This is a genomic window from Bosea sp. BIWAKO-01 (assembly GCF_001748145.1).
In the GTDB taxonomy this organism is placed as follows: Bacteria; Pseudomonadota; Alphaproteobacteria; order Rhizobiales; family Beijerinckiaceae; genus Allobosea.
The window spans coordinates 3,031,943-3,053,717 of the sequence record NZ_BCQA01000001.1; the positions used below are offsets into that span (position 1 = coordinate 3,031,943).

Here is a 21,775-nt window from a genome sequence, read left to right on the forward strand (position 1 = left end):
AGGGCGCTGCCGGCGGTCTCAGTTCAATCGAGGGAACGCACGTTGGCTGTGATCACCGGAACGGTGGCGAATAGAGCAGGCCGCCCTTGTTCCAGAGCTGGTTGGGGCCACGACTCAGGCCAAGAGCGGTCTTCTCGCCCAGGCTGCGCTCGAAGATTTCGCCGTAATTGCCGTTCTGCTTGATGATGTTATAGGCCCATTTGTTATCGAGATTCAGCATCTTGCCGAGGTCGCCATTGACGCCCAGCATGCGCTGGATCTCCGGATCCTTGCTCTTCAGCTGCTCATCGACATTGGCCTGGGTGATGCCGTATTCCTCAGCCGCGATCAGCGTATTGACCGACCAGGAGACGATGTCCTTCCAGTTGCTGTCGTTCTGGCGAACGACGGGCGCGAGCGGCTCCTTCGAGATTGTTTCGGGCAGGATGACGAACTGCTTGGGGTCATTCGCAACGGCGCGGACCGAGGCAAGGTCGGAGCGGTCGGTGGTGATGACGTCGCAGCGGCCCGAGAAGAAGGCGTTGCGCCACTCATTGTTGTCCTCGAAGACGACGGCCTCGTACTTGATATTGCGCGGTTTGAAATAGTCCTCGAGATTCTGGAGGGTCGTCGTGCCGGGCAGCAGGCAGATCGCTGCCTGTGAAAGCTCTGATGCGCTCTTCACGCCGAGCTTGGTCGAGACCATCAACCCCTGGCCGTCATAGAAAACGATCGGCGCGAAATCGAGCCCGAGCGAGTTGTCGCGCGAGAAGGTCATGGTCGTCTGGCGCGACAATACGTCGATCTCGCCGGATTGCAGAGCCTGGAAGCGGATATTGGTGTTGAGCGGGACGAATTCGACCTTATCGGGCGCGCCGAACACAGCAGACGACACTGCCCGGCAAACATCCGTATCGAAACCCTGACGCACGCCCTTGTCGTCAGCATAGGAGTAGCCGGCGGAACTTGGCGAGACACCGCACAGGACCTTGCCACGCTTCTTCACGGCATCGAGCGTCGCCTGTGCCGAGGCCGGACCCGCAAATACAGCGAGTGCGGCGGCGGCGATCCCGAGCGCAGCAATTTTTTTGATCATTTTCGGCATTGTTCACTCCCCTAGGCCCGCCTTTTTTCCGGCGTGTAGTAACGAGCCTATTTGTGCTCGAAAACAACTTCAAGTGTCCTGACCAGCAGGTCGTCATGCGGTGGGGCCCGGTTCCCAAGGCTGCCATCGGAGTGCTGCAATCGCAGGGTGTGCGTCAGGCAGCGGTGAAGGACGCCATCCCGGAACATGCGAGAGCAAGGGACCGCGGTGGCTTTCGTGAATCCGCAGTAAGTTGATGCGTTTTTTTGCAAGGCACGGCGCAGAATGCCGTTCCGCGACAAATACGAGGGGGGATCACAGGATGAATGACGCCAAGGGTCAGGTCGGCAAGAGGCAGGTCGGGACGACGGTTATCCGGAACTGCGACTGGATCGTCGCATGGGACGCTTCCACATCCTCCCATGTCTATCTGGAGAATGCGGACTTCGCCTTTGCCGGCAATGAGATCACCCATGTCGGGCCGGGCTATCTCGGATCGGCGGATGCCGAGCATGACGGCCGCGGCGTGATGCTTATGCCCGGCTTCGTCGACATCCACAGCCATACCGGCCATGAGCCGGGTTGGAAGGGTATGCTCGAGGAATTGGGGAGCAGGCGCCTCGGCCAAAGCTCGCTCTACGAGTTCATGCCGGTCTTCAACATCGGTCCGAAATATGCCCGTCATGCCTGCCGGGTGGCGACATCGGAACTGCTGCGGAGCGGCGTGACCACGATCTGCGATCTCGCTGCGCCCCGCGAAGACTGGGTCGGCGACTACGAGACCACCGGTATTCGCGCCGTTCTCTGGGCGATGCATCGCTCCGGGGCCTGGCGGACGCGAAATGGCCACTCCGTCGAGTATGATCTGGATACGGAGCGCGGGGACAGGCTGCTGCTCGAGGCCATCAAGGTGGCCGACGAAGCGAACAAGCACCCGAGCGGGCTGATCAGCGGATATTTCGGCCCCGCGCAGATCGATACCTGTACCGAGGGGCAGATCCTCGGCGCTCTCGAGGCCGCCCGCGAGCGCGGCCAGCCGATCCAGATTCATGCCGCGCAGAGCATTGTGGAATTCCAGGAGATCGTGCGCCGCACCGGCTGCACGCCGATCGAGTGGCTCGACAAGATCGGTGCGCTTGGTCCCGACACGGTGATCGGGCACTGCATCTTCCTCAACGACCATCCATGGCTGCATTGGCCGCAGGGCAACGACTTCGAGCGGCTTGTGCGGAGCGGTGCGCAGGTCGCCCATTGTCCTGTCGTGTTCGCTCGGCGGGGCATCGCGCTGAATACGCTCGCCCGCTATGTCGATGCGGGAGTTCCGGTCGGCATCGGCACAGACAGCTTTCCGCACAACATGCTGGATGAGTTGCGCATGGCTTGCTACGCCGGCCGCATCGTCGCGGGGAGCTTCACCGCAGCGCCGACGTCCTATGCCTTCAGTGCCGCCACCAATGTCGGAGCCGACATCATTCGCAGGCCCGATCTAGGCCGCCTGGCCAAAGGCTGCAAGGCCGATTTCTCGATCGTCGACATGTCGAACCCGTACATGCAGCCTGACTACGACCCGATCCGCAGCATCGTCTATTCCGCGAATGACCGGGCAATCCGGGACGTTTACGTGGATGGGCGACAGGTCGTCGCCAACGGGCAGGTGCTCCACTTCGATATCGGAAACGATATCGAGATGCTGCGCCAGGGGCAGCGGGACGTGATCAAGACGGCGAGCGAGCGGGATTGGGCCGGACGGGAAATCGAGGAGCTGACGCCGCGCGTCTATAAGATCAAGCATCCGGATCGCACGGGCGGCTAGTCTCCCAGGCGTTGGCGGGTGTTTTGGAGCTGACGCCGTCCGCCGGCTCGCGTGCGAATGACAATCCGGTCAGGCTGCCGAGACGTGATCAAGGGGCGGTGGGCGGCGCCGATGGTACGGCGTTGCAGATGACGGCTCCTCTCGCGGCAAATGCGGTCCGGCGCGAAATGCAAGGAGGGGACGGCGACCCTGTCGCCATCCCCGGCAGGCAGCGAGTTCGGTTGCGGGCCGATATCGGTCAATCGGTCTTGCCGCACCCGCGGCGCGGCTATGCTGCGGCTGAGTGATTGAGGTAACATCGAGCGCTTCAAGCCGACTGGCGATGTTGGTTGGAAGGAGAGACGGTTTTGCGTTTCATGCCCTCCGCCTTTGCCGAAGCCGCTGGCCGAATGAGGCGGCGCGATTTCATCGCGCTCGCCGGTGCCGCGATGGCCTGGGACGTCCCGGCTCGCGCGCAACAGCCGGCTCTGCCGGTCATCGGGTATCTCGGTTCCGAATCCCCGGGGCCCTATGCCAGCCGCCTCCGGGCCTTTCGTGAGGGCCTGGCAGAGGCCGGATTTGTCGAGGGGCGCAATCTCGCGATCGAGTATCGGTGGGCGGAGGGCCAGTATCGCCAACTGCCCGCCCTCGCGATGGATCTCGTCAATCGTCAGGTGACGGTGATCGTGGCGCCTGGCGGTGCCGAGGTCGCGCTCGCGGCAAAATCGGCGACGGCGACGATTCCGATCGTCTTCGAAATGGGGGGAGACCCCATTGCGCTGGGCGTCGTGGACAGCCTGTCCCGGCCGGGAGGCAATCTCACAGGGGTATCGAGCCTCAGCGTGGAGGTCTCACGCAAGCGGCTGGAGTTCATGCATGAATTGCTGCCTGCCGCCAGGAGCTTTGCTGTTGCCGTCAACCCGACAAGCCCGACCTCGAACTCGCAAATGAGGAATCTCCAGGCGGCGGCGGACAGCTTCGGACTGCAGCTTCATGTCCTGAGAGCCAGTGCCGAACAGGAGTTCGACGGCATGTTCAAGGCTGTGCCTCAGATGCAGGCGGGTGGGCTCGTCTTCACCTCCGATCCCTATTTTGCCTATCGCAGTCAGCGGCTTGCCGCCCTCGCAGCCGAGCATGCGGTACCGGCGGTGAGCCAATCACGCGATTTTCCGATCGCCGGCGGGTTGATGAGCTACGGAGGTGATTTCGAGCAATCGCACCGGCACGCCGGCAATTATGCCGGTCGTATCATCAAGGGCGAGAAGCCCTCCGATCTGCCGGTCCAGCGCGTCACCAAGGTCGAGATGTTCATCAACCTGAAGGCCGCGGGCGCGCTGAAACTATCCTTCCCGCCTTCGCTGCTGAGCAGCGCCGACGGGGTGATCGAATGACCCGGCCGGTGAGCCGGCGCGCGAGCTAGCACGGTGCCATATTCGCCCGACGCCCCACGAACCTCGCTGTTCAAGAAGTATTTTCTCGCCCTGTTCGCGGCGGTAGCCCTCCCTCTTCTGATTGCCGGTGGGAGCGAAGCCTGGTTCGGCTATCACGACCAGCGCGCGAGGCTGAACGACCTGCTCGATGCAGAAGCCCGAGGGGCGGCGGCGAAGATCCAGGATTTCATGGAAGGGATCCGCGATCAGCTTGGATGGATGGTGCAATTGCCGTGGTCGGAGGCGACCGACGAGCGGCGTAGGCTCGACGCGTTGCGCCTGTTGCGCCAGGTCCCCGCCGTGGTCAGCCTCAGCCTCATCGATGCGGCCGGTCGGGAGCGTCTGTTCGTGTCGCGGATCGGCCTGAACAGAGTTGAGAGCGGCGAGGACCACTCGGCGAATCCGGCGGTGGCGGGAGCCCGCTCGGGGCGGGTCTGGTTTGGGCCCGTGACGTTCTATGGCGGCTCGGAGCCATTCATGACGGTCTCTGTCGCCGGTAATCGCTCGGCGGTGGGAGTGGCGGTCGCGGAGGTCAATCTCAAGTTCATCTGGGATGTGATCTCGGCGATAAGGGTGGGGCGAACCGGCGAGGCGTTCGTGCTCGACCAGCCGGGGCGCCTTGTCGCCCATCCCGATATCAGCCTGGTGCTGCGTGCCGACGAAGCCGCAACGCAACCGCTTCAGGCCTTGCGGGCTGCCATGCTGGCGCGCCCCGGCCAGGCGATCACCGGGCAGGATATCGCGCGAAACACGGTGCTGGCCGCCATGGCACCGATCCCCGGTGTCGATTGGAGCGTCATCGTCAAGCAGCCCGTCACTGAGGCATTCCGCCGGATCAATGCCGCACTTTGGCGCACCGGGGTGCTGCTCATTGCCGGAACGGCCCTTGCGGCGGTGCTTGCCTATTGGCTGACGCAGCGCATGGTCGGGCCGATACGTCTCCTGGAGGAGGGCGTCGCGCAGATCGGCGCAGGGCAGTTCGATCACCGGATCAGCCTCGGCACGGGCGACGAGTTCGAACGGCTGGCCACCCGGTTCAATGAGATGGCCGGTGAATTGGCGGTGTCCCAGGAACGCTCTGAACGCATCAGCCGTCTCCGGCGCTTTCTCGCGCCGCAAGTGGCCGAACTCGTCGACCGTACGGGGGATGACAGCGTGCTCGACGGACGACGCGTCGAGGTCGTCGTGGTCTTCTGCGATTTGCGCGGTTTCACCGCTTTCTCGGCACAGGCTGAGCCCGAAACCGTGATGGGCGTGCTCGGCGAGTACTACGGCGCCATCGAAGCGGTGGTCAGCGCGCATGGGGCGACGCTGATGGGCTTTTCCGGGGACGGAGCAATGGTCCTGGTCAACGCGCCGGTTTCCTGCCCTGATCCGGCCCTGCGCGCCGTCACCATGGCGAGCGACATGCAGATGAGCGTGCAGAAACTTCTGGTCGGATGGCGCACCCAAGGTCACCAGCTTGGCTTTGGCGTCGGGCTGGCCATGGGCCCGGCCACGGTCGGGCGGATCGGCTCGGAAGGCCGCCTCGATTACGCTGCGATCGGCAACGTCACCAACCTGGCATCGCGCCTATGCGCGAGCGCCCGGGATTCCGAGATCCTGATCGATCGCGTCGCGGCCCGCGCGGTTGGCTCGAGCGTGCCGCTGGCTGAGTTGGATCCGCGGAGTCTGAAGGGGTTCGACCGACCCGTTCCCGTCTTCGCCGTCGTCTTCGGCATCGGACATTAGATCATCGGACCGGATATCGTATCCGGTCCGATGATCTAACCCTCTGTGATTGAATCGATTTTCACGAAAACCGCAATCCACTTTTCGGGCCGACGCTTTAGGTGCCGAGCCGCCGCTCGTGGAGCAGATTAGCTCGTGATGGCGCGCCGGCGACGATGGCCCGCGGTCAGGGGCAAACATATCCGGTTGGGTCCGGGACGCAGCGCGCGCCCGTGGGCAGTATCAATGCGCCGCGTGGATCTCGCCGGACATAATCGCCGTTGGGCAGCTGGAAGCCGCCGCTTTGGTCGGGTGTCACGCGAGTGCCGTCAGGCAGGACGAAGTCGCTGCCCGCCCTCATGATGCGCTTCTCTGGCGTGGTGTCCGGCACGATAACCTGACGCACTGGCGTCGGGCTGCATGCTGTGAGTGCGGTGACGCAGAGCAGCGTCGCAAATGGCGTCCTGATCATGAGGCATTGTTGCCGGAGGACGGAAGCGAGCGCAAGGCGGATGCTGACGCATTGCTGCCGACGAAATCCGAGGCTGTTGTGATCGTCCAGCTTCACTGCACTTCAATCATGGGCTGAGGCAGGCAATGTTCGGCGCGCACGAGCCCGGCCCCGGAGAGCCTGGCACAGAGCGCCGAGTTGGCAGGGGCATTGGCATCAACGAGGACGTCAGGCGGTGGCGCGAAGAAGGTACGGGGTGCCGTCTTCGCGCCCGAACCTGCTCGTTACTCCACGGCGACGATCTTGCCAGCGTCCCATTTGAACATCGAGAACGCCGGCGAGCTGAGATCGCCATTCTTGTCATAGGCCAGCTTGCCGATGGCGGTGGTGATGGGCCCTCCGGACTTCAGCGCTGTCGCAACTGCGGCCGCATTGGTGGCCTTGCCGGCTTTCTCGATGCCGGCCTTCAGCACTTCGACCGCGGCATAGGCATTGAGCGTGAAGGCTTCCGGCGGGATACCCTTGTCCTTGAGAACCTTGACCGCTTCCGCGGAGTCGGGGTTCTTCAGCACGTCTGTCGCGTTGGTGAAGAGTGCGCCTGCCGCCGTCTCATTGGCGATCGCCCAGAACTCCGTATTGGAAAGCCCCTCGCCGCCGATGATGGTGGCCTTGAGACCGGCGTCGCGAAGCTGCCGGGCGAGGAGGCCACCTTCCGGATGGTAGCCGCCGAAATAGATCAGGTCGATATTGCCGGCCTTGAGACGGGTGATGACGGCGGAGAGATCCTTCTCGCCCGGTGTCAACGACAGGTAGAGCGCCTCGTTCAGGCCACCGGCATTGATCACCTTCTTGAAGGCATCCGCGAGGCCTTTGCCGTATGTGCCCTTGTCATGGATGACCGCAATCCGCTTGTCCCTGAGATTCTTCAGGACATAGTTGGCGGCGACCTCGGCCTGCTGATCATCGCGGCCGCATGTCCGCAGAACATTGGTCAGCCCGCGGGTGGTGAGCGACGGCGCCGTGGCGGTCGGCGTGACCATCAGCACACCATTCTCGGCAAAGACATCGGACGCGGGAATGGCGACGCCAGACGTCACCGGCCCGACAACGAAGCGCACCTTGTCCCCGACCAGCAGATTGGCGGCCGAAACCCCCTGCTTGGGATCACCGGCGTCATCGGCAAGCTTGAGCACCAGCTTCTCGCCGAGCACGCCGCCCTTCTTGTTGATGGCGTCGATCGCCGCCTCCGCGCCGTTTCGCACCTGGTCGCCATAGGCTGCGACCGGACCCGTCAGCGGCGCGATGAGGCCGATGACGATATCGGCCCGTGCCGCCGGCGCCGAGGCGAGCAGCGTGGCAGCAAACGCCGCACTGACGAAGAACTTGAACTTGCTCATCACAATCCTCTCCTCAACTGGCTCGCAGTTCCTGTCCTGGATGCGAGCCTTCGTGGTGAAGCGGTCGAATACCCAGCCACTGCGAGGGGACGCCAGGCAGGGGCGAAACGTGCATAGAGATCGCTCGCGGGTTTTATAGGGCAGCACGCCCGCCCGCGGCACTGCGCCCGCCAGGTGGGGTGGGTGTCAAAATTGCCGGGTCGGCCGGGCAAGTGGCTCCCTTCCGGCTGTGGGCAGGTCCTGCGGCGCAAGCGACATGCCAGTCCATGCCGAATGCGGAGCAGCATGCTGCCGCGCCACGCAAAACTGCGTGGATGTCATCGCTGCGGAGCTTGGGCCCTAGTTCTGCCGCGTCGCTGCGAACCGTGCCGCAGCCCGCAGCATCGCGGCCTCTTCGCCAAAACCCGACAGGGCCGCGACCGCCTCGTCGCAAAGCCGGTCGCGCTCGCTCTTGGCGCCGGCGAGACCGAGCGCGCTGATCAGGGTCGCCTTGCCCTTGTCCTGGTCCTTGGCCGTGGCCTTGCCCATCTGCTCCTGGCTCGCCTCGACGTCGAGGACGTCGTCGGCCACCTGGAAGGTGGCGCCGACTGCCCGGCCGTAGTGCCCAAGCGCGGCAAGGGCGGCTTCACCGGCTCCGCCGAGGCGCGCACCGATCTCGACGCTGGCTGCCAGCAGCGCCCCCGTCTTCATCGCCTGCAGCCGACGAATCTCGTTCTCGGCCAGTGCGTTCGAGTCCGGGTCGAAGCGTCCCTCCGCCGCGAGATCGAACATCTGGCCGCCGACCATGCCGCCGAGCCCGGACGCTCGGGCGAGGCAAAGTACCAGCGCCGCGCGGACCGCACCCGACTCGTGGGTGGCAGCGTCGGCAAGAACCTCGAAGGCGAGCGTCTGCAGCGCATCCCCGGCCAGGATCGCGGTTGCCTCGTCGAAGGCCTTGTGGACCGTCGGTCGTCCGCGGCGCAGATCGTCGTCATCCATCGAGGGCAGGTCGTCATGGACGAGCGAATAGCAATGCAGCAGCTCGACGGCCGCACCGGCACGCAAGGCCCGCGCTTCGTTGGCCCCGAAGAGCAATGCGGTCTCGACCGTCAGGAAGGGCCGCAGGCGCTTGCCGCCGCCGAGGGCGCCATGGCGCATCGCCGCGAGCAGCCGTTCGGGCCGCGCGATCTCGCCCGCCCCCGGAGCAGCCTGGAGCAGACCGTCGAGCAGGGCCTCGATCGCATCGGCTGTCTGTGAAAGACGGGCCGGAAGGGCGTCATCTGCGGCGGAACTCATGCGCTGATCTCGCGTTCGCAACGGTGGCGGGGGCTTGCCGGATGGGGGCGGGATCGTCAAGTTGCGGGGGCATGGCGGTCATGGCGGGTCACGAGCAAACGCGGCGGCGAGGAATTGTCGGCCGCGCACTGGGGTGGTGTTTTCGCATCCTCATCGGGCTCGCCGTCGTCCTGGCGCTCGGGCTGCTGATCTTCCGGTTCATGCCCGCTCCCTCGACGCTGATGCTCGCGCGCTGGTTGACCTTTCAGCCGGTGGAACGGCAATGGGTGCCGCTCACGCAGATCTCGCCTTCACTGATCCGCGCCGTCATCGCCGCCGAGGACCAGCGCTTCTGCAGCCATTCCGGCGTCGACTGGATCGAGCTCAACGCTGTGCTCGACGATGAGGATGGCCCGAGCCGCGGCGCTTCGACGCTGACCATGCAGACGGCCAAGAACGTCTTTCTCTGGCCGGGGCGCTCCTATCTGCGCAAGGCGCTCGAGATTCCGCTCGCGCTCGCGATCGACTTCGCCTGGCCGAAACAGCGGATCATCGAGGTCTATCTCAACGTTGCCGAGTGGGGCGATGGCGTCTTCGGCGCGGAAGCCGCCGCCCAGCGGCATTTCCGCAAGCCTGCCGCCCGGCTGAACAATGGAGAGGCTGCACGGCTCGCCGGCGCGCTGCCGAATCCGATCCTGCGCAATCCCGCCAAGCCGAGCCGCGGCCTGCAATCGGCGAGCGGGCGAATCCAGCGTCGCATGGCGCAGCTCGGATCACTTGGGGATTGCGCCGTGCCCTCCGGCATGAAAGATGTCGATTAGGCCTAGTCATCCCGCCTGCGAGCGTGTATGGCCATCGCCTCACGAGATTGATCCGTCGTCGTGGCGGTGGCGTGGCTCTGCGGCCTGCGCTTCCGGACGGCGGCACGATGGAGAGTACAATGGCCGTTCCGAAGAGAAAGACTTCGCCGTCGAAGCGCGGCATGCGCCGCTCGGCCGACGCGCTGAAGCAGCCCACCTATATCGAAGACAAGAACTCCGGCGAACTGCGCCGTCCGCACCATGTCGATCTGAAGAGCGGCATGTATCGCGGTCGCCAGGTGCTGAAGGCCAAGACCGAGGCCTGAGCCCCGGTCGCAGTCTTGCGAGACTAGGAGCCGGCCGCGAGGCCGGCTTTTTCTTTGTCCGATTTCCGCCGGCGCCTGCCAGGCCCTCTGCCGAGGAGCGATCTGTGATCGCGTCTCGATGGATGTCTCCGGTGCGGCTTCCAGATGATCCATCGGGACACCGCTGTCATGCGGCTCCTCGGCAGAGGGTCTGGCCTCACGCTATCAGGCGCTGCCGCTTCCTCCCGCCGCGCTGTGCCTGGGCCTCGTAGCGCCGCGCCGCGATCTGTGGCGTCTCGCGCGCCCGGCGCGCGAATGGACCGATTTCGGCATGGCTGGCGGCGATCTGCAGCAGCAGCATCGTCGATGCCTCGGGAAGCGCCTGGTGGCTTCTCGCCCCGTATTGCTGATCCCGCATGTGCCACTCCGGAACGCTAGGGTTGCGCTGGAGGGAAAGTTGCAATCCAGGGGCCGGCCTTAACCGGGCGTTAAGCCAGAAACCTGCATCGTTTCGAAACATCTCCCGATCTCGTTCGGCCAGGACGGCACGACGCCCAAGGTGTCCCGCGGCCTGCGCCTCTAAGGCCCTGCACCGATGCCTGCGCCATCGATCCTGAGTACCCGCGAAGAAACGTTCGTCGACCCGCGCAGCCTGCTCTCCTCGATCGGCGAGGTGGTCTACAGCTGGGACATCGCCAGCGATTCGCTGAACTGGGGTCCGAACGCCGCCGAGGTTCTCGGGCTGATTCCGGCGGCCGCGATGAGCCGCGGTCTCGCCTTCGCCGGACTGGTAGAGCCGGGCAGCGGCCGCAGCCGCTACGACGCGATCTTCTCGACCGGCGGACAGGACCATGGTGAGGGTGCGATCTACCGCACCCGCTACGCAGCCGATCTCGGCGGTCGCAAGATGTGGATCGAGGATGCCGGCCGTTGGTTCGTCGGCATCGACGGTCAGCCTGCCATGGCGCGTGGCGTCCTGCGCATCGAGCGCTCTGTACGGCCCGACGAGCTTACCGCGCAGAGTCGCGACGTCTGTGACCGCGGCGCGCTGGTCGAGCGCCTTGAAATATCGCTGCAGGAGCATCTCGCGGCCGAGCGACCGGTCGTGGTGCTGATCGCGGCGATCGACGAGCTCGCGCGTCTGAACGATGATTTCGGCCATGAGGCCACCGATGAGATCATCGGCGTGGTCCAGGAAAGGTTGCGTTCGGTGATGCGCCGACGCGACCATCTGATGCGCTATTCCAGCAATCGCTTCGCCATCCTGCTCGCCGGCTGCCCGCAGAATCAGATCGAGCCGGCGGCGCGGCGCTTCATCAAGGCTGTCGCACAGTCAGCGATCGAGACCGGCCGCGGTATCGCGCTGGTGCGTCTGCGCGTCGGTGCGGCCGTCGCGCCGGATCTCTCGCGCCATGCCGGTACGCTGGTTTCGGCCGCGGAGAACGCACTTGCCGGTGCCAAGGCAGGCGCGATCGATACCGTCGTCGTCGCGCGTCAGCGCGAGTCGCGTGAGCCGGCGCCCGACCACAGCGGATTCGATGTCCAGGCCATTGCCGCATTGAACGAACGCCGCGTCCGGTTGGCGCTGCAATCCGTCGTGAAAGCCAGGACGCGCGAGGTTGCCTTCCACGAGGCGCTGCTGCGGGTCGGCCATGGTTCCGAAGGACTGTTCTTCTCGGCGGCAGAGCTGATTCCCCTGCTCGAGCGGCGCGGGCTCGTCCGGCTCTTCGACCACCGCGTGCTCGAACTCGCCGTCGACATGCTCGCGGCCGATCCGAACATGACGCTGTCGATCAACGTCTCGCCGCGCTCGCTCGGCGACCCCGAATGGCTCGATGCCTTCCTGGCCTGCACCCGCTCATCCCGCGGTCTCGCCGGGCGGCTGATTGTCGAGATCACGGAGACGGCGACGATCGAGGATCCGCGCCGCCTGGCCCGCCTGCTCGGCAAGATCAAGGATCAAGGCGCACGCATCGCGATCGACGATTTCGGCGCCGGCCACACCTCGTTGAGGCATCTGCGCGCCTTCCCGATCGACATCCTGAAACTGGACGGCGCCTTCACGCAGAACCTGCGACGTTCGACCGATGACCGCTTCTATGTCCGCACGCTGATCGACCTCGCCCGCCATCTCATGGTCGACACTGTCGCCGAATGGGTCGATGACGAGTTGCAGGCGACCATGCTCACCGATTGGGGCGTGACCTATCTGCAGGGGCATCTCGTCGGCAAGGCCGAACTCTGGCAGCCTGCAGCGCCCTCAGAGCTGCATCGGGCGGTGGGCTGAGCCGAGGCTGGAAGCGGTCTCGGGCAAGCGATCAGCCCGAGACACTCTTGATCAGGACGTGCCCGGGGCAAGCCCCGGGCCTGGGGCACTGACTCACTTCGTCTTGGCGAGCTTGTCCAGCCGGTCGCGCATCTCGGAGAGTTCCCGCTTCAGGTCGCCGAGTTCGTCGCCCTTGCCGGCGGCCGGCGCTGCGTCGCCCTTCGACTGGGCGGAGGTTGCCGCGGCAGCAAAAGGGTTGAACAGCCGGAAGGCCTCCGTGAACATCGCCATATTGGCGCGGGTCTGGGCCTGTATCGCGTCCAGCCCGGTGCCGCCGAAGGCGCCGCCCGTAAAGGCCTTGCCCATCATGTCGCGGAACTGGTTCTGCTCCTTCGTGAGATTCTCCATGGAGAACTCGAGATAGCGCGGCACCAATGCCTGCATGCTGTCGCCGTAAAAGCGGATCAGCTGGCGCAGGAAGGTGATCGGCAGCAGGTTCTGCCCATCCTTGCTCTCTTCGTCGAAGATGATCTGGGCCAGCACGGAGCGCGTGATGTCCTCGCCGGACTTGGCGTCGTAGACGACGAAATCCTCTCCGCCGCGGACCAGGCCCGCCAGATCCTCGAGGGTGACGTAGGAGCTCGTGCCCGTGTGATACAACCTGCGATTGGCGTATTTCTTGATGACTGTCGGTTCTTTTTCGCTGGCCATCATACCCTGCATCGCGTTGATCCGGGCCTGACATTTCAGGTCCAGCGGAACGATCCTCCCGGCAACGATAACCTGTCGGCCGCATGCTGCAAGTTTTTTGAACGTTTTCGAATCAATCTCACCAAGCGGAACGGCGAGACGGGCGAGCCAGTGCTGCGATGCAGCACGGTCACCGGCACGCGATCCGCGCTCTCCCTCTCTTGGCTGGCTTGACGCGGCCGCGGCAGCCTTCGAAGGTGAGAGCCGAACCTGGTGGCCGGTCCCTGGCGAGCCATCACGACAACAGCGAGGAACTCTCCATGGCCGATACTGACATCGTAATCGTCGGCGCTGCGCGCACGGCGGTCGGCGCCTTCAACGGCGCTTTCGCCAACACGGCGGCACACGATCTCGGCGCTGCCGCGATCAAGGAGGCGCTCGCCCGCGCCAAGGTCGAGGGCGGTGAGGTCAATGAAGTCATCATGGGCCAGATCCTGACCGCCGGTCAGGGCCAGAATCCGGCCCGACAGGCCGCGATGAAGGCCGGCATCCCGCAGGAGGCGACCTCCTGGGGCCTCAACCAGCTCTGCGGCTCGGGCCTGCGTGCGGTCGCGATCGGCCTGCAGCAGATCGTCAATGGCGACGCCGACATCATTGTCGCCGGCGGTCAGGAATCGATGTCGATGTCGCAGCATGCCGCGCATCTGCGCAACGGCACCAAGATGGGCGACACCAAATTCATCGACACGATGATCAAGGACGGACTCTGGGACGCCTTCCACGGCTACCATATGGGCACCACCGCCGAGAACGTCGCGACCAAATGGCAGATCAGCCGCGAGGAACAGGACAGGTTCGCCGTCGGCTCGCAGAACAAGGCCGAGGCTGCGCAGAAAGCCGGCCGGCTCAAGGACGAGATCGCTCCCTTCACCGTCTCGACCCGCAAGGGCGATATCGTCGTCGACCAGGACGAATATCCCCGTCACGGGGCGACTTTGGAGGCCATGGCCAAGCTGAAGCCAGCCTTCTCGAAGGACGGCACGGTGACGGCAGGCAACGCGTCTGGCCTCAATGACGGCGCTGCGGCTCTCGTCCTGATGACCGCCAAGGAAGCTGCCAAGCGCGGTCTCACCCCGCTCGCCCGCATCGCCTCTTGGGCCACTGCCGGCGTCGACCCGGCGATCATGGGCACGGGCCCGATCCCGGCGACGCGCAAGGCACTGGAGAAGGCCGGCTGGAAGATCGGCGATCTCGACCTCGTCGAGGCGAACGAGGCCTTCGCGGCGCAGGCGCTCGCAGTCAACAAGGACCTCGGCTGGAACCCCGATATCGTCAACGTCAACGGCGGCGCGATCGCGATCGGCCATCCGATCGGCGCCTCCGGTGCGCGCGTCCTGGTGACGCTCCTGCATGAAATGGCCAAGCGCGACGCCAAGAAGGGTCTCGCCACGCTCTGCATCGGCGGCGGGATGGGTGTCGCCATGGCGGTGGAACGCTGAGACTACACCATGGCGAAGCAGACGACGCTCTATCGCTATCTCACGGGCCCCGATGACGCCGCCTTCTGTCATCGGGTCTCGGAGGCCTTGAGCCGGGGCTGGGAGCTCTACGGGCCCCCGACCCTGACCTATGACGCCAAGGAACAGCGCGTCATCTGCGGCCAGGCCATCATCAAGGACGTGGACGGGCCCTATTCGCCCGACCTGAAGCTCACGGAACAATAGCTCAAAAGACCAAAACCAAGAGGGGACAACCAGATGACGAAGGTCGCGTTGGTCACGGGGGGGACGCGGGGTATCGGCGGAGCGATCAGCCGGACCCTGCAGGCGGCAGGCTACAAGGTGGCCGCCAACTATGCCGGCAATGACGAGGCGGCGGCCAAGTTCAAGGCGGAAACCGGCATCCCGGTCTATAAGTGGGATGTCGGCGACTACGATGCCTGCGCTGCCGGCATCGCCAGCGTCGAGGCGGAGAACGGGCCGGTCGACATTCTGGTCAACAATGCCGGCATCACCCGCGACGGCTTCTTCCACAAGATGACCAAGGACCAGTGGTCCGCCGTCATCCGCACCAATCTCGATTCGCTCTTCAACATGACGCGGCCGGTGATCGAGGGCATGCGCGGGCGCAGCTTTGGCCGCATCATTGTGATCTCGTCGATCAACGGCCAGAAGGGCCAGATGGGCCAGGTGAACTACTCCGCGGCCAAGGCGGGCGATATCGGCTTCGTCAAGGCGCTTGCCCAGGAGAACGCCAACAAGGGCATCACGGTCAATGCGATCACACCCGGCTATATCGGGACCGACATGGTTGCCGCCATGCCAGAGGAGGCGCTGAAGCGCGTCGTTGCCGGTATCCCCACCGGCCGGCTCGGCAAGCCCGAGGAGATCGCCCAGATGGTCGCTTTCCTCGCCTCGGATCATGGTGCCTTCACCACCGGCGCGACGTTCGCGGTCAATGGCGGGCAGTACATGGCGTGAGCTTGATCGGGGCTGTCGGCGCAAGCGCTCCGACAGCCTTCGTCGCGACGAGGCGCCCGCGGCAGACTCGGCTTCGGCCTCGATACGAGGGCAGGCGGGGTATGCCTCTACGCTGAGGCTTGCTGCCAGCGCCGGTACAGCCCGGCGATGTCGTTGGAGCAGAACAGATCCATACCGTCCTGGACCTGCTCCAGTGGCCAATCCCACCAGGTCATCTCCAGCAGCATGGCGATGTCGGCTTCAGCGAAGCGCGTGCGGATCGGTTTGGCCGGGTTGCCGCCGACGATCGTGTAGGGCTCGACGTCCCGGGCAACGAGGGCGCGGCTGCCGATCACGGCGCCATGGCCGATCCGGATGCCCGGCATGATCATCGCCTCCGCGCCGATCCAGACATCGCTGCCGACCACGGTGTCGCCGGCCGGCCGGAAGGCGTCGCGCGCACCGGCGAATGCAGGTTCTTCCGACATATAGAAGAAGGGGAAGGTGGAGACCCAGTCGTTCCGATGCCCCTGGTTGCCGGCCATCATGAAGCAGGCACCGGTCCCGATCGAGCAGAAGCTGCCGATGATGAGCTTGTCGACATCCGCCAGGTCGGGCCGCAGGTAGCGGGCGCAATCGTCGAAGGAATGCCCGTGATAATAGCCGGAATAGTAGCTGTACCGGCCGACGATGATGTTGGGGTTGGTGACCTGCTCCGAGAGCAGCCTGCCCTTGAACGGGCTTTCAAAAACGTTCGTCATCCCGGTGTGCTCCCGTCGTTCAGCGCAGCTCCCGGGGAGGCGGCGGGGATGAACAGCCCCTCGAAGCGGCCTGCGCAGATGCTTCTCCCGACGAAAAGCCGCCCGGGAGGGCGGCCTTTCATTCAACGATCAGATCATCGGCGTGCCCGAAAACTGCGATCCACCTTTCGGGCCGGGATGCCTTAGCGCCAGCGTCCGAACGCGTCGGCCAGCGTCTGGTTGCCCGAGACACCCTTCTCGAAGGTGATGATGCCGCGCCGTCCGGATGCGAAACGCAGGGGGATGTCGATCCAGCTGCGGGTCTGCATCAGCTCGATATTGCGGTCGATCTCCACCGGAACATTCGAGAGGGCGGCCACGAAGAGATTGTCGCCGAGCGCGGAGGCGATGGCGGAGAGCGGTGCGCCCCGTTCGTTCTCGTCGGTCTTGAGCTGCGGTACGCCGACCTCGCGGATCGCATCGGTCGCGGCATCACCGCTGCGCGTGAAGCGCAGGCCAATGATATGCGAGGCCGGGAAGGCGCTGTCGGTGTTGCGGCGGATGGTGAAATCGAGGCTCAGGCCGGCATCCGGCACCTCGACGCTGGCACGCACGATCGTTTCGACCGGGCGGCCCTGCCCGGCGCTTTCGCTGTCGAGCCGCCAGACGACCCGGCCGCTGACGGCCTTCGGCTGCTGCGGATTCTCCGGCACCTCGGTGTAGAGGATGGCGCGCTGGGCGACGGCGATCTCGCCGCCCTGGGACGCAGGCGCGCCTGTTCCGCCACCGAGTCGTGGGGCCGATCCAGCGGCGGCCGCTCCGGCGTCACCGACCCGGTCGTTCAGCTTGCCGGCGCTATCCGGCTGCGGTTGCTGGATCTGCGCCTCGGTCCGGGGGCGCTGCGCGGCGGTGTCGGAGGGATTGACCTTGTTGACGTAGAAAGCCGTGGCCGCGATCGCGACGACCGCAAGAGCGACACCTCCGCCGACGATGGCGGTGCGGATATGACCGGGATCGACGCGGCGTTCGCGCGGAGGAGCCACGCGCGGGCGGACCGGCTGCGTGTCGACCGGTTCCTGGCTGTCGACCGGGCGGCTTTCGAAAGGGTCGATGACGGGGCGCGCCCCGACCTCCTCATGGGCCATATCGGCCGACGGAGCGGGCTCAGGCTCCGGTTCCGGCGCGGGCCGGATCGTCGTCGTGGCAGGGCGCTGGGTCTCAGCCTCGTCGTAATCAGCCTCGACACGCGACATCGCCTCGTCGAGCGCCAGGCGCTCGCGCATGATCTCGGCCTCGCCGACCGGCGGGTCGAGACTGCGCAGTTGCGCGACCAGCGCTGTCCGGGCGCGGTCATAGACCGCGCGACGCGCTTCCGGGGACTTGTCGGGCAGCCCGGCGATCGCGCGCGCCAGGATGGGATAGAAATCGGCCATTGGCCTCAATTGTCCGTGTTGGGCCCGCCCGTCAACCCTCGAAAGGATTGTGGACCAGGATGGTGTCGTCGCGCTCGGGGCTGGTCGAGAGCACGGCGACCGTGGCGCCGATCAGCTCCTCGATGCGGCGGACATATTTGATCGCCTGGGCGGGCAGGTCCGCCCATGAGCGGGCATTGGCGGTCGAACCTTCCCAGCCTTCGATCGTCTCGTAGATCGGTTCGACGCGGGCCTGATCGCTCTGGCCGGCTGGCAGATGCTCGAGCACGGCGCCATCAAGGCGATAGCCGATGCAGACCTTGATCTCCTTGAAGCCGTCGAGGATGTCGAGCTTGGTCAGCGCGATGCCATCGATGCCGGAGGTCTTCACGGTCTGGCGCACCAGGCAGGCATCGAACCAGCCGCAGCGGCGCTTGCGCCCGGTGACGACGCCGAATTCCTTGCCCTTCTGGCCGATCAGCTCGCCCGTCTCGTCAAAGAGCTCGGTCGGGAAGGGGCCTTCGCCGACGCGGGTCGTGTAGGCCTTGGCGATGCCAAGCACATAGCCGACCGCCGAGGGGCCGAGGCCGGAGCCGGTCGCGGCCTGGCCGGCGACGATGTTGGAGGAGGTCACGAACGGGTAGGTGCCGTGGTCGACATCGAGCAGGGCGCCCTGCGCGCCTTCGAACAGGATGCGCTTGCCGGCGCGGCGCTCGGAATCGAGCAGCGCCCAGACCGTATCGGCATAGGGCAGGACCTGCGGCGCGACCTTGGTCAGCTGCTCGAGCAGCTCGGCGGCATCGACCTCGCCGATGCCGAGCCCGCGACGCAGCGCATTGTGATGGGCGAGCAGGCGCTCGATCTTGGCCTTCAGGATCGCGGGATCCTTGAGGTCGATGACGCGAATCGCGCGCCGGCCGACCTTGTCCTCATAGGCGGGGCCGATGCCGCGCTTGGTCGTGCCGATCTTCAGGCCGGCATTGCTGGTCTCGCGGAAATGGTCGAGCTCGCGGTGCAGCGGCAGGATCAGGGTCGCGTTGTCGGCGACGCGCAGGTTCTCGGGCGAGATCGCCACGCCCTGGGCGCGGAGCCGCTCGATCTCCTCGACGAGATGCCAGGGATCGACCACGACGCCGTTGCCGATGACCGAAAGCTTGCCGGGGCGCACGATGCCCGAGGGCAGCAGCGAGAGCTTGTAGACGACGCCGTCGATGACGAGCGTATGGCCGGCATTGTGGCCGCCCTGGAAGCGCACCACGACGTCGGCCTGGCTCGACAGCCAGTCGACGATCTTGCCCTTGCCTTCGTCACCCCATTGGGCGCCGACCACCACCACATTCGCCATCGGACTGGTATCCCTGCCTCGTTGCCGCAAGCGCCGCGCACATGAAAAACCCCGACGCAAGGCCGGGGTTTCGGGGCTAATCCTTGCAAGCCCTCATGGGCCAACATTGCGGCGAGGTCAAGATTGACCGCGTGCTGGAGAGGCGGCTGTCCGCATGGAGTTGCGCGCATCGGGCCCGATCCTGCGACCATCTGGCACTCGCGTGCGGATCAGCGGGCATCGAGCCGTACGAGTTCGATCAGCCTGGCGCAATCGGCGGCAATCCGCCGTTCCGCGAGATTGGTGAAGCCCAGCAGCAGGCCGCGGCGCTCGGGCGGCTCGGCATACCAGGGCGAGAGGGGCACCGGCGCGAGCCCGAAGGGCAGGGCGCGCAAGGCAATGTCGACATCATCCGTGCCGGCCGGCAGTTCCATCCGTACGGACAGGCCGCCGGTGGCATGGATGGGGAAAGCCCCTTTTGCCGTGGCCTGCAGCTGCTGGAGCAACAGCTCGCGCCGTGCGCTGTAGAGCCGCTTCATGCGACGCAGATGGCGCAGATAATGGCCCTCGGAGAGGAAGCTGGCCACGGCATGCTGAACCGGGGTGGACGGAGCCGGCCCGAGGCAGGTGGCAATGATGCCGAAGGTCTCGGCGATGGCTGCCGGAACCACCAGGAAGCCGAGCCGCAGCGCCGGGCTGATCGTCTTGCTGAAGCTGCCAGCATGCAGGACGCGGCCGTCCTGATCGAGCGAGGCCAGCGCCGGCGCGGCGCGTCCCGTGAGCTGCAACTCGCTGAGATAGTCGTCCTCGACGATCCAGGCGCCCGCCTGCCGCGCCCAGTCGAGCAGAGCCAGCCGACGCGCCAGCGACAGCGTTACCCCGAGCGGAGCCTGTTGCCCGGGAGTGACGACGGCCAGCGCCGCCTTCGCTGCGCGCCGTGTGCCTTCGGAGACCGACAAGCCCTCGCTATCGACCGGCACCGGAATGGTCGCCATGCCGGCAAGCTGGAGGGCACTGCGCGTCAGGGGAAAACCGGGCTCCTCGAACCAGGCCGAGCTGCCCTCGAGTCGCAAGGCGCGGATGATGAGACCGAGCGAACCCGCAAAGCCGTTGGTGACCAGGATCTGGGCCGGCGCGCAGCGAATGCCGCGCGCGATGGCGAGATAGGCGGCGATCTCGCGGCGCAGGTCCGGATGCCCACGTGGATCGGGATAGCCGACCGGCGCGACGGCGGCCTTCCTGGCAGCGCGCACCATCACCCGCGACCAAAGGGTGGAGGGGAAGGCATCCTGCGCCGGCACGCCCATCTGGAAGGCGAGCGGTGCGTTTTCGAAATCGGGGAACAGCTCCGGAAAGGGCGGCCTCTCCTTTGGTTGCTCGGTTGCGGTCAGGACCGACATCCCTTCGGCAACGCGCGTTCCGGCGGCGCCCTGCGACAGGATCCACTGCTCGTCGATCAGCCTCTCATAGGCAGCCCTGACGGTTCCGCGAGCGACGCCAAGCTGCGCGGCAAGATCGCGCCAGGACGGCAGGCGCGCGCCGCCGGCGAGCTGGCCCTCCCGGATCGCATCGCGAATGGCGGCGTGAATCTGCAAGGCGAGCGGCGCCTTGGCGCTGCGGTCGATCTGGATGCGGAGCAGAGCGGTCATCGCATCATGGTACATTCAATTTTGCTAGTCTTGGTGCTTTTTCATGCATCATATCACGCGCATTCTCCGGCCATCGAAACGATCGGAGAACGGAGATGAGCTTCCGAGCCTCAGCAGCCGGCGCGGCCCTGCTTGCCGCGCTCGCCCTTCCTGCCATCGCCACGGCCCGTTCCCCGAGGCCCGGCGGAGAGACGGTCAAGCCGGTGTTCCGGCAGGCTATTCCCAACATTCCCGGCAAGAGCCTGGTCAGCGTCGTGGTGACCTACGAGCCCGGCGCGACCTCGACCTCGCACCACCATGCCGGGTCGGCGTTCATCTACGCCCATGTGCTGTCGGGTGCGATCCGCAGCCAGGTCGATGACCAGCCCGCCCGGATCTACCGGACAGGTGAGACCTGGTTCGAAGCACCGGGTGCGCATCACAAGATCAGCGAGAACGCCAGCAGGACCGAGCCGGCGCGCCTGCTCGCCGTCTTTATCGTCGACAGCGCCGAAGAGGTGCTGACCGCTCCCGATCACCAGTAAGGAACGACCCCATGACCCAGCGTCTCGACTACACCAGCGTTTCCCCCTCCGGCATGAAGGCTCTTGGCGGCGTCTATGCTCATGTCGGCCAGTCCGGCCTCGCCAAATCCCTGGTCGACCTGGTCTATCTGCGGATCTCGCAGATCAACGGCTGCGCCTATTGCATCGACATGCATTCGCGCGATCTGCTCAAGGGCGGCATCGCAGTCGAGAAGCTGGTGCTGGTTCCGGCCTGGCGCGAGGCGCCGAGTCTGTTCTCCGAACAGGAGCGGGCCGCCTTGGCCTGGGCCGAAACAGTGACGCGTGTCGCCGACACCAGCGTGCCCGATGCGGAGTTTGCGGCCGCCTCTGCCCAGTTCAGCGAGAAGGAACTGGCCGATCTGACGATCGCGATCGGCCTGATGAACGCCTATAACCGGATGGCGATCAGTTTCCGCGCCGTTCCTGCGGCGGTGCGGCGCTGACACCGGGAGCATCGGCCCGAAAGATGGATTGCGGTTTTCGGGAAA

21 protein-coding genes are annotated in these 21,775 nt (G+C 65.6%); 11 read left to right on the plus strand and 10 right to left on the minus strand.

Annotated features, from left to right (window positions below):
* Positions 1–52: 52 nt before the first annotated feature.
* Complete coding sequence (locus BIWAKO_RS13995) at positions 53–1,075, minus strand: amino acid ABC transporter substrate-binding protein (RefSeq protein ID WP_069879179.1); 1,023 nt, start codon at positions 1,073–1,075, stop codon at positions 53–55.
* 310 nt (positions 1,076–1,385) lie between these two features.
* Here BIWAKO_RS13995 and BIWAKO_RS14000 point away from each other — a divergent pair, with 310 nt between their 5' ends.
* From BIWAKO_RS14000 to BIWAKO_RS14010, 3 genes are all read left to right on the plus strand, one after another.
* Positions 1,386–2,876 carry an amidohydrolase family protein gene (locus tag BIWAKO_RS14000; RefSeq protein ID WP_069879180.1) on the plus strand — a complete coding sequence of 497 codons (1,491 nt, stop codon included), beginning with the start codon at positions 1,386–1,388 and terminating at the stop codon, positions 2,874–2,876.
* 389 nt (positions 2,877–3,265) lie between these two features.
* On the plus strand, positions 3,266–4,246 hold the full coding sequence (locus BIWAKO_RS14005) for an ABC transporter substrate-binding protein (protein ID WP_069882477.1): 981 nt from the start codon (positions 3,266–3,268) through the stop codon (positions 4,244–4,246).
* A gap of 33 nt (positions 4,247–4,279) precedes the next feature.
* Positions 4,280–6,016, plus strand: a complete 1,737-nt coding sequence (locus BIWAKO_RS14010; protein WP_069879181.1) for an adenylate/guanylate cyclase domain-containing protein — start codon at positions 4,280–4,282, stop codon at positions 6,014–6,016.
* Between the two features lie 166 nt (positions 6,017–6,182).
* Here BIWAKO_RS14010 and BIWAKO_RS36515 read toward each other — a convergent pair whose 3' ends face one another.
* The 3 genes from BIWAKO_RS36515 to BIWAKO_RS14025 form a co-directional block, all read right to left on the minus strand.
* Positions 6,183–6,563, minus strand: a complete 381-nt coding sequence (locus tag BIWAKO_RS36515; RefSeq protein ID WP_069879182.1) for a hypothetical protein — start codon at positions 6,561–6,563, stop codon at positions 6,183–6,185.
* A gap of 167 nt (positions 6,564–6,730) precedes the next feature.
* Complete coding sequence (locus BIWAKO_RS14020) at positions 6,731–7,843, minus strand: branched-chain amino acid ABC transporter substrate-binding protein (protein WP_069879183.1); 1,113 nt, start codon at positions 7,841–7,843, stop codon at positions 6,731–6,733.
* A 339-nt stretch (positions 7,844–8,182) separates the two neighbouring features.
* Complete coding sequence (locus tag BIWAKO_RS14025) at positions 8,183–9,118, minus strand: polyprenyl synthetase family protein (protein ID WP_069879184.1); 936 nt, start codon at positions 9,116–9,118, stop codon at positions 8,183–8,185.
* 80 nt (positions 9,119–9,198) lie between these two features.
* On the opposite strand from BIWAKO_RS14025, the gene mtgA reads away from it, so the two are divergent.
* Both mtgA and rpmF read left to right on the plus strand, forming a co-directional pair.
* The gene (gene mtgA, locus BIWAKO_RS14030; protein ID WP_244523443.1) at positions 9,199–9,918 is read left to right on the plus strand and encodes a monofunctional biosynthetic peptidoglycan transglycosylase; all 720 of its coding nucleotides are present in this window, start codon (positions 9,199–9,201) and stop codon (positions 9,916–9,918) included.
* A gap of 119 nt (positions 9,919–10,037) precedes the next feature.
* Positions 10,038–10,223, plus strand: coding sequence for a 50S ribosomal protein L32 (rpmF, locus tag BIWAKO_RS14035; RefSeq protein WP_043233137.1), 186 nt, complete (start codon positions 10,038–10,040; stop codon positions 10,221–10,223).
* A gap of 196 nt (positions 10,224–10,419) precedes the next feature.
* On the opposite strand, the gene BIWAKO_RS14040 is transcribed toward rpmF, so the two are convergent.
* Positions 10,420–10,620, minus strand: coding sequence for a hypothetical protein (locus BIWAKO_RS14040; protein WP_069879185.1), 201 nt, complete (start codon positions 10,618–10,620; stop codon positions 10,420–10,422).
* Positions 10,621–10,797: 177 nt separating this feature from the next.
* Between BIWAKO_RS14040 and BIWAKO_RS14045 the strand changes: the two genes are divergently transcribed.
* The gene (locus BIWAKO_RS14045; protein ID WP_069879186.1) at positions 10,798–12,489 is read left to right on the plus strand and encodes a phosphodiesterase; all 1,692 of its coding nucleotides are present in this window, start codon (positions 10,798–10,800) and stop codon (positions 12,487–12,489) included.
* 93 nt (positions 12,490–12,582) lie between these two features.
* Here BIWAKO_RS14045 and phaR read toward each other — a convergent pair whose 3' ends face one another.
* Entirely contained in the window at positions 12,583–13,179 is a 597-nt protein-coding gene (gene phaR, locus BIWAKO_RS14050; RefSeq protein ID WP_141740083.1) for a polyhydroxyalkanoate synthesis repressor PhaR, read from the minus strand.
* A gap of 299 nt (positions 13,180–13,478) precedes the next feature.
* On the opposite strand from phaR, the gene BIWAKO_RS14055 reads away from it, so the two are divergent.
* From BIWAKO_RS14055 to phbB, 3 genes are read left to right on the plus strand one after another with little or no spacing between them, the layout of a single operon-like run.
* Positions 13,479–14,657 carry an acetyl-CoA C-acetyltransferase gene (locus BIWAKO_RS14055; RefSeq protein ID WP_069879188.1) on the plus strand — a complete coding sequence of 393 codons (1,179 nt, stop codon included), beginning with the start codon at positions 13,479–13,481 and terminating at the stop codon, positions 14,655–14,657.
* Between the two features lie 9 nt (positions 14,658–14,666).
* Entirely contained in the window at positions 14,667–14,882 is a 216-nt protein-coding gene (locus BIWAKO_RS14060; RefSeq protein ID WP_069879189.1) for a DUF1737 domain-containing protein, read from the plus strand.
* A gap of 33 nt (positions 14,883–14,915) precedes the next feature.
* On the plus strand, positions 14,916–15,638 hold the full coding sequence (gene phbB / locus BIWAKO_RS14065) for an acetoacetyl-CoA reductase (protein ID WP_069879190.1): 723 nt from the start codon (positions 14,916–14,918) through the stop codon (positions 15,636–15,638).
* Positions 15,639–15,745: 107 nt separating this feature from the next.
* Here the strand turns inward: phbB and catB are convergent, their stop codons facing one another.
* The 4 genes from catB to pdxR all read right to left on the minus strand — a co-directional run bounded on the left by catB (position 15,746) and on the right by pdxR (position 20,742).
* Positions 15,746–16,378: a type B chloramphenicol O-acetyltransferase gene (gene catB / locus BIWAKO_RS14070; RefSeq protein ID WP_069879191.1), complete on the minus strand. Its 633-nt coding sequence runs from the start codon at positions 16,376–16,378 to the stop codon at positions 15,746–15,748.
* 182 nt (positions 16,379–16,560) lie between these two features.
* On the minus strand, positions 16,561–17,790 hold the full coding sequence (locus BIWAKO_RS14075; protein ID WP_069879192.1) for a hypothetical protein: 1,230 nt from the start codon (positions 17,788–17,790) through the stop codon (positions 16,561–16,563).
* A 31-nt stretch (positions 17,791–17,821) separates the two neighbouring features.
* On the minus strand, positions 17,822–19,114 hold the full coding sequence (locus BIWAKO_RS14080; RefSeq protein ID WP_069879193.1) for an adenylosuccinate synthase: 1,293 nt from the start codon (positions 19,112–19,114) through the stop codon (positions 17,822–17,824).
* Between the two features lie 209 nt (positions 19,115–19,323).
* A complete protein-coding gene (gene pdxR / locus BIWAKO_RS14085; RefSeq protein ID WP_069882479.1) occupies positions 19,324–20,742 on the minus strand; it encodes a MocR-like pyridoxine biosynthesis transcription factor PdxR in 1,419 nt (472 codons plus the stop codon).
* Positions 20,743–20,837: 95 nt separating this feature from the next.
* Between pdxR and BIWAKO_RS14090 the strand changes: the two genes are divergently transcribed.
* Both BIWAKO_RS14090 and BIWAKO_RS14095 read left to right on the plus strand, forming a co-directional pair.
* On the plus strand, positions 20,838–21,266 hold the full coding sequence (locus tag BIWAKO_RS14090; protein WP_069879194.1) for a cupin domain-containing protein: 429 nt from the start codon (positions 20,838–20,840) through the stop codon (positions 21,264–21,266).
* Positions 21,267–21,277: 11 nt separating this feature from the next.
* Positions 21,278–21,730 carry a carboxymuconolactone decarboxylase family protein gene (locus tag BIWAKO_RS14095; RefSeq protein WP_069879195.1) on the plus strand — a complete coding sequence of 151 codons (453 nt, stop codon included), beginning with the start codon at positions 21,278–21,280 and terminating at the stop codon, positions 21,728–21,730.
* Positions 21,731–21,775: the final 45 nt, after the last annotated feature.